Genomic DNA, 15,636 nt, shown 5'->3' on the forward strand with positions numbered 1-15,636 from the left:
TAGCTGTAGCTTGATTTTTCCTGAATTTTGAGGCGATCGCTTCTGTTAGTTTTCAGTATTTTAGGGATTTGGTTACCAAACCCCTACTTATATCAAGTTTCATTTCATCTATAACTTTGAATTTTGAATTTTGAATTTTGAATTTTAAATATTTGTCAAGTTGAGGAATTAGCTGTAGCTTGATTTTTCCTGAATTTTGAGGCGATCGCTTCTGTTAGTTTTCACTATTTTAGGGGTTTGGTCGTCAAACCCCTTTTTTCAAATTGGTATTTTAGGAGAAAGAAGGAATTTGAACTATTGAATTTTTAAATTTGTATTCAATAGAAAATTTGTATTAATAAGGCGATATAGCACTACGCAAATAAGTTAGGGAATTTATAAATTCTCAAACTCGTCAGGGATTACTTCTGACTTCTTGATACTAAGCTTGGAATTGCGGAATGTAGGTTTCATATCAAATCCCGTTAATTTGGTATCAAAAAATGTTCCCTCTTGAGCCATTAGCAAATTTTCCTAAATTCTCTTTCCTCAGCCCCTCCTGACTTCTGACTCCTGATTCCTTCTCTAATTAGACCAATACTACTAGACCGGATTAGTTGAATAAACTCACTCTTGCTTGATAATCTTCTACAGATAATATTTGCCAATTAGCATTACCAGTTAATTCTAAAACTTGGTGATGATATTTTAACAAACTTAAACGATGTCCGACACTAATAAATGTGGTTTTAGTTGTCTGTAATTGTTGATAAAGTTCACCTTCATTTTGCAAGTCTAAGGCGCTAGTAGCTTCATCTAAAATTGCATAATTTGGATTAGTTAATAATAGTCTGGCAAAGGCTAAACGTTGTTGTTCTCCTAAAGATAAAACATTTTCCCATGGTAACTCTACATCAAAACCACCTAATCTATCTGGTAAATCTTCTAAGTTAACAACTTTCAAAATTTTTCTTAATTCACACTCATCAAACTCTAGATTAATTTTAGGATATAACAACTGTTGTCTTAAACTTCCTAAAATCATATAAGGGCGCTGAGGCAAAAATAACATTTCCTCCAAATTAGGGCGTATTAAACAACCTGTACCCGATTTCCATAGACCTGCTATTGCTCTTAATAAAGAACTTTTACCTACTCCACTTTGACCGACAATTAATAATCCTTCACCAGGTTGTAATGCTACTGATAAATCTCTAACCAGAGTCTTTTGAGTTTCATTTATATCTTCGTGATTTAGGGGAGTATTCAGAGTAATATTTTCTAGCGCCAGTCGAGAATTTTCTCTAATATCAATTTCCCTATTTCCTATTTCTGGTAATTTTTGTGTTTCTTCTAATGTGTCTCTAAATTTAGCCAAACGATTAATACCAGCAGCAAAAGCAGTTAAATTGTCGATTTGACTAACTATTAAAGAAAAAGCTCCTAAAACTTGACTAAAAGCAAAACCTGCTTGAGTAATATCTCCATATTTAATCTCACCCGCAAAATAAATAGGAGCCATTATTAAAGAAGGCAAAATTATAACTGCATATCGATAACTAGTGGTAAAGTAATCTACATTTCTCTGCCAACCAATGAGCAAATTAAAGTTATTAAAAACTTGAGCAAATCTTTGTTTTATTTGCAATGATTCCTGTTCTTCTCCTTGGTAAAAAGCAATTGATTCAGCATTGTCACGGATATGCACTAATCCATAACGAAAATCTGCTTCTCGCCTGAGTTGGTTAAAATTTAAAGTAATTAATTTCCTCCCAAAAATTACTGCTACTAATGTTCCTGTCACAGCATAAAAAATTAGAAATATTGACAGCGATACTGATATTGACCACAAAATTCCGGTGAAGGAAATTACATCAATTACTGAGTTAAGAATTGTCAGTAGAAAAAACAAACTTTGGTTAGTGAAGGATTTAATATCTTCTGCCATTCTTTGGTCTGGATTATCAATTTTCCCCTCTGAGTTAATTTGATAATAAGACCTATTTTGTAAGTAGTTGTCGAGAAATTTGCTAGTCATCCATTCTCGCCAATATAATCCTAATTTTTGGCGTGTATAGGTGTAAACTACAACAATTGGAGTACCAACAATAAATACTCCGGCATAAACAAATAGAAATCGCCAAAATGTCGGTTGGTCTTTTTCTGCTAGGGCAGTAGTAAAAAAGTTGCCCACATAGCTAATAATTACATTTAAACCACTAACTGATAGGGATAATAATAAAAGTAAACTTAATAGTGCCCAAGGTTGCCAACGAGGTATAATTCGTCTTCTGTGGTACCAAAAAGCACTACTAGGAACGACTATCATTAAAATAATTACAAATATCCAGTGTGAATTAATTATATTTTTAATTGTATTGACTAAACCAGGCGCAATACTATTGAATGATTCCCCAAATATTGCTTCACTACCTAGGCATACTAAGCTAACAATTACAAAAACAGCAGCAAATAAAAAGATTAAAAGTAGGAATAACAGTCCTAGGAAAACTTTACTTCCACCTCCTTCTAAAGGATAAAAATATGGTTGAGCAATATGCAAAAAATCATTCCAAAGTTTACGATCTAGTCTACTCATTTTTTATTCAGTAACAGTTCACTTTTCTTGATAATACTCTATTATTATTTAGATGTAAATATCTAAATAATTTCACATATATTTTTTGCCAAAGTACATGATTTTATTTTTTTTAGCAACATTCAATAGATGATTTTGCTTTTAATTAGATTTATTATTTAGCAATAATTAATCAAAAGTATTCCCAATAGCTAATATATACAGGCGATTTCATATCAGTTAGATCAACCTGTGGCAAGCAAGATACCCACTGCACAATAGTTTTCTTTAAATTTATCCTTTAATAGCGAGGTCTTATTTAATGTTTGTACCTCATATATCTGTAATTTTCTATATACTTATAAGCATTCAGCATTCAGCTAGAATACACACTATTACTTGTCATATTTTGAAGTTTCATGGGTGTAAAATACCTTAATGCGTAGTGCTATAATTTTCATATTTATAGTGTTAAGTTATAATCATTTTTACATTTGCCAATAAAGTAAAAAATTGATTATTGAAGCTTTCATTTATAACTTGAAAAAAGTATATAGCGGTTCTAAAATTGCTGAGAGAAATACTTTTTGATTGTAGGGAATAAGAAAGAGAAAAAAATTGTATACCGTTTCTCAGGCTAATGAGGTACACCTATTTTTATTTCTTTTCTATTCCCTATTCCCTATTCCCTGTTCCCAGTTAAGTGTTCCCTGTTCCCTAAAACAAAGGAATTTTGTACCTCACCAGGATGGAAATTGCTATATACTTTATCAACATGAGAACGACTACATACAATACAAATTAAATATTTCATAATCCTACCTAATGTAAAATTATAATTTCAAGTATTTTTCAATCAAGTTTTACTGGTCTTCTATCGCAATCCGCGCATTGGTTGTGATAATTTTGATAATAGTTAATTTGAACTGAAAACCTTGAAAATTATGACTCCTGAGTCCTGACTCCTAACTGCCACCAACATATAGCAATATGATTTGAGTTGTGAGATATTGGAGACTTTTAGGGAACACTTAACACTTAACACTTAACACTTAACACTTAACTGGGAAGAAGAAAATGTATCTTATTCATCAGATAACTGCTATATTCTATCCTTTTAAGAAACACTTCAATTCTCACATCTGATTCCTGATTACTATATTTATATTATCAATTAGCTTAAAGCTGACAAAAAGTTTATGTCAGTTCAGGAAGTACATAATAGCTACGAATTTCAGTAAAATCTCTACACTCAATTTCAATTAATAGAAACTTATTCATTATAAAAATAGATAATTGCTACAAAATTCACCAAAAATCATATTATTATAGAACAATTACAAGCAAAAATTTGCGATTACTACAATCGCGTAAATTATCTATAAATTAGCCTAGAACAAAGCGAATCAACAGCCATTTCATTTCGTAGCCAACAGTTAAACGCTGTTAATTGTCACTTTTCTCTAGCAGGAGGTATTCGCACCTGCTATCAAGGAGGCTGAAGTTTCGTTAGTTTCAATGGCATTGTTGAACTAACAATATAGAATTGAAGAAGCAATTTTTCAGGCTAATTTAATTGGAAAAGAAACTACTCAACTATCTCCTATTACACCAGTCCAAGATTATGTACCAGTCAAATTTGGTTGTTACCCCCTGTGGCATATCCTTAGAAAAAAAGAGACTATTAATTGAAGGTTATAATCTAGTTATTGTTAGATTTTGACACCCAAATTCAGACCACAAATGTTAGTGTATGACGATCGCTTCACTATTAATTATTTCGTCAATTCCATCGGCAGTTGCATAGCACAGGAACGCATAGAAATCAATGGCAAATTTAGAGCCATTGCTTGTGGAGAAGGAGCTTTAGTTAAACAGAAAATCTATTATATCAGTTCTAATTCTCATTATAACACTCTCTGTAATATTGACAAGCAAATTATAGAAGCTGTAAAAACGTCCATCCGTCAACTAGAGACCAAATCTTTAGGGTGGTGGTGCATAGTAATGGTAAAGGAAGCATCGGGAGTTTAGGGAGATGGGGAGATGGGGAGTGTCGGAGATGGGGGGATGGGGAGTGTCGGAGATGGGGAGATGGGGAGATGGGGAGTGTCGGAGAAATTAAAAAATATATATCCTCACCATTACTATGCAGGACTACCATCTTTAGAAAGGTGAACAATATACTGGAATTTTAGATACTTATCTGGCAGGTTTGACAGTCCCTCCGGCTAGAAGCGGGGGGATTTTTGCACAGAATTAGTCCAAAGCATAACCCTGATGGGTGTGGTCAAAACACTTCTAGTAACTCGACTCAAATCTAATTTAAGTCTTGCCTTTAGTTTCCTCAAGATCTTAGCAGCACCATTGCAATCTGCATTAATATAGCTGAAAGCTTGAGTACGATATAGTCGTCTTTGCACTCTTTTTCCCCTAGGTTGCCACCTTTGGAGTTTTTCACCGTATTTCGGTAGCTCATCATTGTCCAAAAAACTAGCTTTTGAAGAGTAACTTTCCTCTATTTCGATAGCTTTTTCTAGTATATAAAGGGGATGTGGGGAGAGGCAATATAGTTAGGCTAAAATTTTAGGGCTGATTTTTCCATATTACCCACTACCTATTCTCTCCAGTTTGTGAGAATAAGTACCCGTGCAAAATTAATTCAACATTTTTAAGGGAGTAGGAAGTAGGCAATAGGAAAAAAATCTACTTGTATACTTTATAAGTAGAGCCTTATAAGTAGAGCCAAAATTATTTGGCCTATCTACTTAACTTAAGCACCAAATTTAATTTTGCTTGACTACTTAACAGTAAAAAAAATACTACTAGATTAACTTTTTCTAGTAGCTAAGGTAAATGTGAGAAGAGGTAATATAATTGGGCTAAAATTTGAGGGCTAATTTTTCCCTATTACCTATTCCCGAAAATCCTAAACTTGTGTATCTCACCAATTTGAGAAAGACTAAATTTAGTTTTCTACAACAGGAGTAAATTCTCCCTTGAGATACTGCAATACAAAATCAATTGTTTCTTGTCGCAGCCATCCTTTTTGTACTGCAACCTCTCCAAAGCGTAAATTTGTTTGATTCTGTTCTATCAAAATAGAATATATTTGTTCTTCATTCAATAAATTTGCTAATTTCAGATATTCACCAACTGGTTTTTTATTATTCTCTTTTATTAGTTGAGGAAATATGTCTACGAAAAAATCTACCGTTTCTTGCTTAATTATTCTCCACATGACAGCAATTTCTCCAAATTTGAGATGACGATTTCCCGTTTGATATTGCAAAATTTCTTTTACCTGACTGTCTGTCATTAAACCAGCTTCTTGTAAAACCTCTCCTATGGGCTTGTCAATTTTTTTATGTTGAAAAGATTTAGTTGTATTCTGCTTTTTTATATGATTTTCTTGAGTTAATTCTCTTAAGTTAATAACCTTTTCTTCTTGGTTAATTCCTTTGAAAATCCACAAAGGCCATAAGAAAATAATTCCTAAATTTATTTGACTTGGTTTATTATTAACATTAACTGCTTCTTTCTGTTTCTTAACATCTGATTGATTTGCCAGGTAGCAAATTGAACCGGAAAAAAGATAAGATGTTGCTGAGTAGCACAACATTGTGAAAATTAGGGTAGTCATAAAATGGTATAATCATCTAGGTTTAATACGATCTTATTCTGTATTTTTTGTGATGTCAACAAAAAATATTTTTTATTCAACCGTATAATTAACTGTAATTATTCCTGAATTTGTATATTTTCAACTATTTATTGAACAAGAACAATATTGATTACTATCTACTCTATATAGATTAGATATTCTGATAGATTAAATTATACTAAAATCAAATTCAAATTTTTGATTCATCTGGTTCCAAATTTGGTGAATCGCAATTTACCAGAAAATATTACAAATTAAAATTTAACTCACATTAAACTTGAAGCAAGATACTGAAATTATAAATTGTAGCGTTTTCTTTTCATTTCTATACTAAATATAAGAATCAAGATACACAAAAATTACATTTTTGATTTATTGAAAAAGCTTTGTATTAATTTAATAGTCAAGATTGTGGGAAAAAAGGGGTATAAATGGCTTAATTAATCCCATACTAACAAATTTAACTTGGCTGAACCCTCTTAACTATGTGCTATGGTATTAAAAAGTATATTTCGATCGTCTAATGGACAATAAATAACTATTGACTTCTGTTAATGGAAAATTTATCTAGAAAAATCTAGGAGACTATCTTTATTTTTCATTCTGTGCAGGAGTTTAGAATATTTCCCAAAGTTAAAGCAAATTTCGATAACTCCGCTAATTTACTTAAATATATCTGACTTGAAGTGGTAAAAAATTTAAAGTGGGATTATCATTATGATCCAGTTATGGGTAGCTATAACCCTTCGGAGGTGATTAATACAAAAAAATTAAACCACATCTACTAATGCTCAAATACTAGGAAGTAGGTACATAAAGACATAAATAATATTGCTCATACTTCTCAGTCAAAAAACCATCAAGTAAATGAATTAAGAAAACTTGATTCATTAATTACAATTGAGGTGCAGTCAGAAAAATTAATTTAGCTATTCCTAGATAGAGAAAAAGTTAAATAATTATGTTCTCAAACACTGTGTAGTAGCCTCAAATGTTTGAAGAGATTAGTTATTTTTTTTTAGTTAATAAAACAAGAAGGCTGAAAAAATGTCTAAAGAAATATTGATTACTAGAGGGCAGGTAGTAATAGTCGATGAACAAGACTATGAAGAATTATCAAAATATAAATGGTATTTGATAGACGGGTTTGCTGCCAGAACAATAAAAAAAGATGACAAGAGAACCACTATCTATATGCACAGAGTAATTATGGATGCTCCTATGGGTGTATCTGTTTATCATATTAATCACAATAAACTAGATAATCAGCGAGAAAATTTACGCTTGGTTAAAGGAAGTGCGCGAATGCACAGGAGACCTAGCGTCAAACATTCATCTAAATACCGAGGAGTGTATTGGTGTAAAGATAAACGCAAATGGATAGCAGAAATTAAAGTTTACAAAAAGCAAATACGTTTAGGTCGTTTTGAAGTAGAAAAAGATGCAGCTATTGCTTACGATGAAGCAGCAAGAAAATATTATGGTTCCCTAGCTAGAACAAATTTTGCTACAAACAATGTAGAAATAATAGAAGAACCTTCTCTGGAAATTAATAGAGACTATTGAGGATAATGCAATATCGACGCTTTGGGCGAACAGAATTATCAATGCCAGTATTTTCCTGTGGTGGAATGAGATATCAATACCAATGGCAAGATGTTCCAAAAAATCAAATCCCACCAAATAATCAACAAAACTTAGAAAATACAATTCGTCGCTCCCTAGAATGTGGCATTAACCACATAGAAACTGCTCGTGGTTATGGCACATCTGAAATACAACTGGGAGAAATTTTACCCAAACTACCACGGGAAAAACTCATTGTCCAAACAAAAGTTAGTCCAAGCGCCGATCCTCAAGAATTCCAAAGTAAGTTTCAGCAGTCTATTCAATTTTTACAACTACAATATATTGATTTGCTAGGAATACATGGGATTAACACATTAGAACTCCTCAACTACTCTGTTAGACCAGGAGGTTGTTTAGATGCAGCTAGAAAATTACAACGGCAGGGAAAAGTTAGGTTTATTGGTTTCTCTACTCATGGTCCTACTGATCTGATAATTAAAACTATACAAACAAATCAATTTGACTATGTTAACCTACACTGGTACTACATTAATCAAAGTAATTGGTCGGCAATAGAAGCTGCTAAAGAGTTTGATATGGGAGTATTTATTATTAGTCCTTCTGATAAGGGTGGTAAACTGTATCAACCACCACAGAAATTAATAGATTTATGCTATCCACTTAGTCCTATGGTGTTTAACAATCTATTTTGTTTGAGTCATTCTCAAGTCCATACATTGAGTTTAGGAGCATCAAAACCAAAAGATTTTGACGAACACTTAAAAACATTAGAATTTTTAGATCAAACAGATGAGGTATTACCACCCATATTAATTAGACTAGAGCAAGAAGCGATCGCTCAACTCGGAGAAAATTGGTGCAAAACTTGGCACATTGGTTTGCCTACTCCAGAAAATACTCCCGGAAATATCAATATTCCTGTAATTTTATGGTTAAGAAATCTAGCGATCGCCTACAATATGGTTGAATACGGTAAAATGCGTTATAACTTATTAGGCAATGGTAGTCACTGGTTTCCTGGTGCAAATGCAGAACAAGTAGAAAAATATGATTTGAGTAAATGTCTTGCTCATAGTCCTCATGCTGATAAAATTGCAGATATTCTCCAAGATGCTCATAAATTACTAGGAGGAATACCAGTACAACGTTTGTCTCAAAGTTAATTTGTTGATTGCTTTAATTGGTTTAATAAGGTAAAAAGTTAGGATATTTGAGGCAAAAGTTTAACTGATAATATAGGCACTAAAATATCTCAGTTGTGAAAAATTATATAAATTTCTGTTTAGATATAAATTTAAAATCACCAAGGGTAAGAAGCTTGATTTCCATAGTATCAGGGAGTAAAAAAAATTAATTCATAAAAAATTTTTTTTCTACTTTTTCTGGTAGGAAAATTAAACATCCCTATATAATTGAGAGTATTTATACTAAAAAAAACAGATATTTATTCTACTATAAATATCGAAAAAATTAACATATTTGCTGTAAACTATGAAGCAGAAAATGAGCTTATATCCAACTAGCATAAAACAATTTATTATAATTAGATAATTGTGTTTAATCAATTATGTATGGCACGGTTTGACAATCAATGTTATGAATTTGTACTGACTAACTGCTGATACCAATTTACTTTAAAAATGTCACAAATAATTTCAAAGTTATGCTTTGAAATAATTCCTTGAAATTACTGTAGCGTCAAATTTGTTAGTATGAAAAATTTGACTTTTAACTTTTAACTTTTAACTGTTGAATGGATGACTTCCGTGAAACAGTATATTTTAATCCCAATGACCATAAACTTTGTACTCTACCTGCATATTCTATTTCTAAATATTATTTATTGGAGTAAATACTTGGTATTTAGTAACTTATGTTATAAATAAAGGTTATTTTTTTCAGCTTCTAATTAGCAAGACTTTTGAGGAGTGCTATTATATAGTATTATTTATTATCTCTACTTCTTATTCTTATTGTAAATCAAATTTCATAGCTTCAAAAAAATCTATGTCGTATGAACATATTTTCAACAGTAAAGTAAAATGTTCTGAAGAACTAACTCCCAACGAAGCCATTTTTGCCATTGGTTTAATGGTTATGGCTGTTGATGGTGATATTGATATGAATGAAGTAGAAATTATCGAGGGTTTTTTACTTAGAAAAGGATTCAATGCTAAAGAAGTAGATGCAGCCAGAGAAAAAGTTTTAAGAATCATTCGTCAAGAAAAAAATGAAGCATTATTTTGTGCAGCTAAACAGGTGCTTCAAGATGAACAGCAAATCGAAAGTGCTTTTGATTTAGCTGTTAAAGTAGCAATAGCAGATGATAAAGTTACAGAAGAAGAAGATAGTTTTGTAAAGGGGTTAGCTCAAGCTCTAAAAATTAGTCAAGAAAAGGTAGATAAAATATTTGCAGATGCCACAAAATATTATCATAATTCTGGAAGATTAATTGAAAAAATTGAGGAAATTTTATCAAAGTTACCTATTGGCTCTAAATATGAAGGGTATATTGATACTACTACAGGCTTAAGGTCATTAAATATTAAAATTCGGACTCCAAAAGATGAGTTAGTAATACTTAATATTGATGAAACTGGAGATGAGAATCAAATAGAAATGGAATTGGAGGCAGCACCACCATGGATGTTCTAAAATTCAGGCAGAATAATTTTGAAACAGTTAACAGTTATTGATGTATAGTACTGGGAGGTTCAAACCAGCTAAAATATGTAATATATTTTAAAAATATCGTGTGAATTTGAAGACAAGTTTCATAAAAATATTCCTACTTGTTGATAATAGTTAGTAGGAGTGCAAAAAATTTAATAGTTTTTTATGTGATTTTACTACAGCTATCTTTTTTGTATTTTTTATTAAATAAGAGGTTTGAAAGAGTTCAAAATTAACTGATGACTTATCAAGAATGAAAGAGGAAATAACATGGTTAATTAAGTAATAATTTTGATATTTTACTATTCATGGAATCTACAAAAATAGTTTTTTCATAGATATTTGAAACAAAACTATTACAGATTTAGCAAAATCACGTTTTGCAGTATGTTACTTATGAAAGTAGAATACAGCAATTACTAAAAATAATTATAAATTTATTTGATTAAATAAATTTGGGATTAATTTTTATATTTTCAACTTTAGACTTAATTCATAACAGGATTTTCTCTATCTAAACTACTGTTTTTTTGTAACTAATAATGAATCTTAATCGCCGTAATTTTTTGATATTAGTAAGTGCAACTTTAGGAGTTATGACTCTAAATGGTTGTCAAATATCGGAAGATAATTCTTCTTCTTCAGTAACTACATCTACTTCACCAAATGATACTAAGTTAGCTGAAAGTTCGGGGGGTTTTCAACTAACACCTTTGCCTTATGAATATGACGCATTGGAACCTTATATTGATAAGGAAACTATGCAGTTTCACTATGGTAAACATTATGCTGGTTATATTAAAAACTTGAATGGGGCGATCGCTAAGTATCCTGAACTTAAGGATAAGAGTGCTGAGGATTTATTGCTTGGTTTGAATGGTTTACCGGAGGATATTCGTACTGCTGTAAGAAATAATGGTGGTGGTTATGTTAATCATAAAATGTTTTGGGAAATTATGAGTCCTAATGGTAGGGGCAAACCTGAAGGGAAAATAGCTGCTGCTATTGATGAAAGTTTTGGTAATTTTGATAGTTTTAAGGAAAAGTTTAATGCTGCTGGTGGCGATCGTTTTGGTAGTGGTTGGGTATGGTTGGTTTTGGGTAAGGATGGAAAGTTAAAGGTTATTAGCACTGCTAATCAAGATAGTCCTTTTTTGACTGGGGATTATCCAATTATGGGTAACGACGTCTGGGAACATGCTTATTATTTGAGGTATCAAAATCGTCGCGGTGATTATTTGAAGGCTTGGTGGAATGTTGTTAATTGGCCGGAAGTTAATCGCAGATATGAGCAGGCGGTTAGTTAATGGTTAATGGTTTTTAGTTAACAGTTAGTAATTGGTAGTTATAGTCATTTCAAATAAGGATGAAACCTTTTGTTTGAACCCAAGGAACACTTCCCTCAAGTAAACTGATATGACTATATTATTTTAATTGCATTCAGCTTTTTATTTAGCTTAGTTGAATAAAAAGTCTAGTATATAGGCGAAATAGACCATATAAACTTTATGATATCATAATTTTTGTGGGAATGCAACCGAAAATTCTTTGACGCGCGATTTTTTCTGGTGCTTCAGAGAATGAAAAAATTAGTAATTTTCCACTGGGGAGAAATAGATAGAAAGATTTGGGGAAAAACAAACCTATCTTTCGAGTGCTTCACAGGATGAAAATATCTCTAGCATTGCTCCTGGGAAAATTTCTGAACATCCTTCGACGCGCCGAATTTTTCAGGTAGCTCTCAGAGAATGAAAAAATTAGTAATTTTCCACTGGGGAAAAATAGATAGAAAGATTTGATCGGGAAAAAAATTTGGTAGTTATCTAGATTTTTGATAGGTGGGAAAATTAGTTAATTTTGAGGAATTAGAAATTTTGAAGGTAGGAGCGATCACTCTTAAAATACTTATTTATTAATTTTATCCTCTAATTACTTAGCCGAATTTAAGGTCAGATTAAGTGGTTAGGGTAGTCCGATCTATATCAGCTATCAAATCTTAACTGTATAATTATAAGAAAGACAAAAAAACATCCAAACTTCAGAAGAGTTACTTACATTTAGTCTAGCTATAACAATTTACTAACATGAACAAATATCCATATCTAGATTTTACTAACTATGGCTATCAAATCAGTAAAGAATTAGGGCGTAATTTACAAGGTGGGCGAATTACTTATTTAGCAAAATCTCTCACTTCAAATCGACAGGTTGTGATTAAAGAATTTAGATTTGCTCTTGCTGATGGAAGTTGGTCTGCTTTTAAAGCTTATCAACGAGAAATTTCGGCTCTAAAACAATTAAAAAATTCTCAGATTCCTTGTTATTTAGATTCTTTTGAAACTGAGTCTGGTTTTTGTTTAGTAACAGAATATATTCAGGCTCCATCTTTAGCAGAAAGACATATTTTTACTCCTGAAGAAGTGAAAAAAATTGCTATTTCAGTTTTAGAAATTTTGGTATATTTGCAAAATTTTCAACCGCCAATAATTCATCGGGATATTAAACCAGAGAATATTTTAGTGGATGAAAAATTACAGGTTTATTTAGTAGATTTTGGTTTGGCAAGATTGCGAAGTGGGGAGTTATCTTTGAGTAGTATTGCAGCAGGAACTCCAGGATTTATGCCACCGGAGGAAATGTTTAATCGACCTTTGAGTAATGCTTCTGATTTATATAGTGTGGGGGCGACTTTAATTTGTTTATTAACAGGAACTAGAAGTGTAGAAGTTGATAGGTTATTAGATGAAGATTATCGGTTTAAATTTAAATATTTAGCGCCTAATTTACATTTGAGTTTTGCAAAGTGGTTGACGAAGATGGTGGAAATTCATCCGAAAAGGCGTTATGAAAATGCTGTTTTAGCTTTGCAAGAATTAAAGGAAATTCCTGTTGTTAGAGGTGAGGAAAAAATTGCTTTTTCCGAGAATAAAGCTAGGGTCGATAAAAAAATTTTTGATAGGGAAATTCCTGTTTTTAAAGGTGAGGAAAAATTTGCTTTTCCGGAGGATGAGGTTAGGGTTAATAAAAATTTTGTTGGTTTTGTAGAGAATGGGGAAATATTTGCTAGTCCTAGGGGAGAAATTAAAGATAATACAAAAGTGGCTGGTATTGTGGGAACTATGGTAGCTATTTGTACTATTTTTACTGTTGGGTTACTTATTAGTTTACCCAATAAAGTTTTAGTAAAAAAACAAACTCCAGCAAGTCACACTTTAGTAGATAATTATTCACTAATTGAGTATCTTCAGAAAAGAAAGGAATGTCCAGCGTGTTCATTTGGCTACGCGAACTTAGAAAATGCAAATCTAGAAGGTATTAATCTGGAAAGTGCGAATCTAAAAGGTGCGAATCTAAAAGGTGCAAATCTAAAAGGTGCAAATCTAAAATTAGCTAGGCTATACGGTGCAAATTTAGAAGGTGTAAATTTAGAAGGTGCAGATTTAACAGGAACATCTTTGCAAGATGCTAACTTACAAAATACTGACTTACAAAATACCAATATAATAAAGTCAAACCTCAAGAGAACATTAATTAATGAAAAGACAATACTAACTCCTAAAGCACGTCTAGTTTGGCAAATTGTTAATGGCAAATATCAAGGTTTAGACCTAAAAAATGCTGACTTATCTCGTGCTAACTTATCGGAAACAGATTCTTTAGCAAATTTTGACCTAGAGGGTGCTAACCTAGAAAAATCTGTTGTTGCATATACCATACTTTCTGGTGCAAATTTGAAAAATTCTAATCTAAAAAATGCTTGGTTTAACGATGTAGATTTAGATAATGCTGACTTACAAGGTGCTAACTTACAAAACACACGTTTTGCTGCAAAAATTAATTTACGAAGAGCTAATTTTGAAGGTGCTAATTTAGCAAATACTGACTTTAATGTAAATTACCCAGGAACTAATATTAGCCTAGAAGAAGCTAGCCTTAAAAATGCTAATCTGGAAAATGCAAACCTAACTGGAGTAAACCTTAAAAATGCAAACCTTACAGGAGCAAATATTAAAGGTGCTGATTTTACAGGTGCAAATCTAGAAGGTGCAACTATGCCGGATGGGAGTATATATAATGGCAAATATAGATAAATAAATAAATAGGTTTGAGAGTTTCTCCTCAGATTAGTTCTACTCTCTCATCTTCTTTCAGGATGCAACTGAAAATCCTTTAACGGGAGATTTTTTTCAGCTAGCTCTAGGAAATGAAAATGTTGGAAGTTTTTCACTCAGGCAGAGATGGATGGGAAGATTTTGGGAACAACAAACCATCTTTATGGGTAGGAAATAACAATATTCTGGCATTGCTCCTGGGGAAAATTATTGAAAATCCTTTGACGCGACAAATTTTCTTGGTGCTTCACAGAATGAAAATATCCTGGCATTGCTCCTAGGGAAAATTGCTGAACATCCTTCGATGCGCCGAATTTTTCAGGTAGCTCTCAGAGAATGAAAATGTAGGCAATTTTTCACACTAGGAGAGATAGTGGGAAAAAATTTGGGAAAAAGCAACCTATTTTTCTGAGACTTCACAGAATGAAAATATTCTGCCATCGCTCCTGGAGAAAATTGCTGAACATCCTTGCGCCGAATTTTTCAGGTAGCTCTCAGAGAATGAAAATGTAGGCAATTTTTCACACTAGGAGAGATAGTGGGAAAAAATTTGGGAAAAAGCAACCTATTTTTCTGAGACTTCACAGAATGAAAATATTCTGCCATCGCTCCTGGAGAAAATTGCTGAACATCCTTCGACGCGCCGAATTTTCCAGAAGCTTCAGAGAATGAAAATATTGATAATTTTTCAATGGAGAGAGATGGGTGGAAAGATTTTTAGACAAACAAACCTATCTTTGGAGTGCTTCACAGAATGAAAATATCCTGGCATTGCTCCTAGGGAAAATTGCTGAACATCCTTCGATGCGCCGAATTTTTCAGGTAGCTCTCAGAGAATGAAAATGTAGGCAATTTTTCACACTAGGAGAGATAGTGGGAAAAAATTTGGGAAAAAGCAACCTATTTTTCTGAGACTTCACAGAATAAAAATATTCTGGCATTGCTCCTGGGGAAGATTCTGGGAAATCCTTCGACGCGCCGAATTTTTCCGAAGCTTGAGAGAATAAAAATATTGGTAATTTTTCACACTAGGAGAGATG

General features: G+C 32.3%; 11 protein-coding genes. 9 read left to right on the forward strand and 2 right to left on the reverse strand.

Annotated features, from left to right (window positions below):
* Positions 1–592: 592 nt before the first annotated feature.
* Positions 593–2,578, reverse strand: coding sequence for an ABC transporter ATP-binding protein/permease (locus ACP6PM_RS31350; RefSeq protein ID WP_426590780.1), 1,986 nt, complete (start codon positions 2,576–2,578; stop codon positions 593–595).
* 1,698 nt (positions 2,579–4,276) lie between these two features.
* On the opposite strand from ACP6PM_RS31350, the gene ACP6PM_RS31355 reads away from it, so the two are divergent.
* Together ACP6PM_RS31355 and ACP6PM_RS31360 are read left to right on the forward strand one after the other, a co-directional pair.
* The gene (locus ACP6PM_RS31355) at positions 4,277–4,591 is read left to right on the forward strand and encodes a hypothetical protein (protein ID WP_426590781.1); all 315 of its coding nucleotides are present in this window, start codon (positions 4,277–4,279) and stop codon (positions 4,589–4,591) included.
* 12 nt (positions 4,592–4,603) lie between these two features.
* Positions 4,604–4,735: a hypothetical protein gene (locus ACP6PM_RS31360; RefSeq protein ID WP_426590782.1), complete on the forward strand. Its 132-nt coding sequence runs from the start codon at positions 4,604–4,606 to the stop codon at positions 4,733–4,735.
* A gap of 790 nt (positions 4,736–5,525) precedes the next feature.
* On the opposite strand, the gene ACP6PM_RS31365 is transcribed toward ACP6PM_RS31360, so the two are convergent.
* On the reverse strand, positions 5,526–6,200 hold the full coding sequence (locus ACP6PM_RS31365) for a hypothetical protein (protein WP_426590783.1): 675 nt from the start codon (positions 6,198–6,200) through the stop codon (positions 5,526–5,528).
* A 1,068-nt stretch (positions 6,201–7,268) separates the two neighbouring features.
* On the opposite strand from ACP6PM_RS31365, the gene ACP6PM_RS31370 reads away from it, so the two are divergent.
* The 7 genes from ACP6PM_RS31370 to ACP6PM_RS31400 all read left to right on the forward strand — a co-directional run bounded on the left by ACP6PM_RS31370 (position 7,269) and on the right by ACP6PM_RS31400 (position 15,436).
* Positions 7,269–7,787 (forward strand): AP2 domain-containing protein, encoded by a 519-nt coding sequence (locus ACP6PM_RS31370; RefSeq protein ID WP_426590784.1) that lies wholly within the window; start codon positions 7,269–7,271, stop codon positions 7,785–7,787.
* Positions 7,788–7,792: 5 nt separating this feature from the next.
* On the forward strand, positions 7,793–8,974 hold the full coding sequence (locus ACP6PM_RS31375) for an aldo/keto reductase (protein WP_426590785.1): 1,182 nt from the start codon (positions 7,793–7,795) through the stop codon (positions 8,972–8,974).
* Between the two features lie 844 nt (positions 8,975–9,818).
* On the forward strand, positions 9,819–10,466 hold the full coding sequence (locus tag ACP6PM_RS31380) for a tellurite resistance TerB family protein (RefSeq protein ID WP_426590786.1): 648 nt from the start codon (positions 9,819–9,821) through the stop codon (positions 10,464–10,466).
* A 560-nt stretch (positions 10,467–11,026) separates the two neighbouring features.
* A complete protein-coding gene (locus tag ACP6PM_RS31385) occupies positions 11,027–11,791 on the forward strand; it encodes a superoxide dismutase (RefSeq protein ID WP_426590787.1) in 765 nt (254 codons plus the stop codon).
* A gap of 777 nt (positions 11,792–12,568) precedes the next feature.
* Positions 12,569–14,575, forward strand: a complete 2,007-nt coding sequence (locus ACP6PM_RS31390) for a pentapeptide repeat-containing protein (protein ID WP_426590788.1) — start codon at positions 12,569–12,571, stop codon at positions 14,573–14,575.
* A 119-nt stretch (positions 14,576–14,694) separates the two neighbouring features.
* Positions 14,695–14,877, forward strand: a complete 183-nt coding sequence (locus ACP6PM_RS31395; RefSeq protein ID WP_426590789.1) for a hypothetical protein — start codon at positions 14,695–14,697, stop codon at positions 14,875–14,877.
* 424 nt (positions 14,878–15,301) lie between these two features.
* Positions 15,302–15,436, forward strand: coding sequence for a hypothetical protein (locus tag ACP6PM_RS31400; protein WP_426590790.1), 135 nt, complete (start codon positions 15,302–15,304; stop codon positions 15,434–15,436).
* Positions 15,437–15,636 lie beyond the last annotated feature (200 nt).

This window comes from Dapis brunnea BLCC-M229, assembly GCF_050015995.1.
GTDB lineage: Bacteria > Cyanobacteriota > Cyanobacteriia > Cyanobacteriales > Microcoleaceae > Trichodesmium.

Excerpts from the sequence above, each read along its gene's own strand:
- ACP6PM_RS31350 (WP_426590780.1), bottom strand. The coding sequence starts at position 2,578 with ATGAGTAGACTAGATCGTAAACTTTGGAATGATTTTTTGCATATTGCT.
- ACP6PM_RS31360 (WP_426590782.1), top strand. The coding sequence starts at position 4,604 with ATGGGGAGTGTCGGAGATGGGGGGATGGGGAGTGTCGGAGATGGGGAG.
- ACP6PM_RS31365 (WP_426590783.1), bottom strand. The coding sequence starts at position 6,200 with ATGACTACCCTAATTTTCACAATGTTGTGCTACTCAGCAACATCTTAT.
- ACP6PM_RS31370 (WP_426590784.1), top strand. The coding sequence starts at position 7,269 with ATGTCTAAAGAAATATTGATTACTAGAGGGCAGGTAGTAATAGTCGAT.
- ACP6PM_RS31375 (WP_426590785.1), top strand. The coding sequence starts at position 7,793 with ATGCAATATCGACGCTTTGGGCGAACAGAATTATCAATGCCAGTATTT.
- ACP6PM_RS31380 (WP_426590786.1), top strand. The coding sequence starts at position 9,819 with ATGTCGTATGAACATATTTTCAACAGTAAAGTAAAATGTTCTGAAGAA.
- ACP6PM_RS31385 (WP_426590787.1), top strand. The coding sequence starts at position 11,027 with ATGAATCTTAATCGCCGTAATTTTTTGATATTAGTAAGTGCAACTTTA.
- ACP6PM_RS31390 (WP_426590788.1), top strand. The coding sequence starts at position 12,569 with ATGAACAAATATCCATATCTAGATTTTACTAACTATGGCTATCAAATC.
- ACP6PM_RS31395 (WP_426590789.1), top strand. The coding sequence starts at position 14,695 with ATGTTGGAAGTTTTTCACTCAGGCAGAGATGGATGGGAAGATTTTGGG.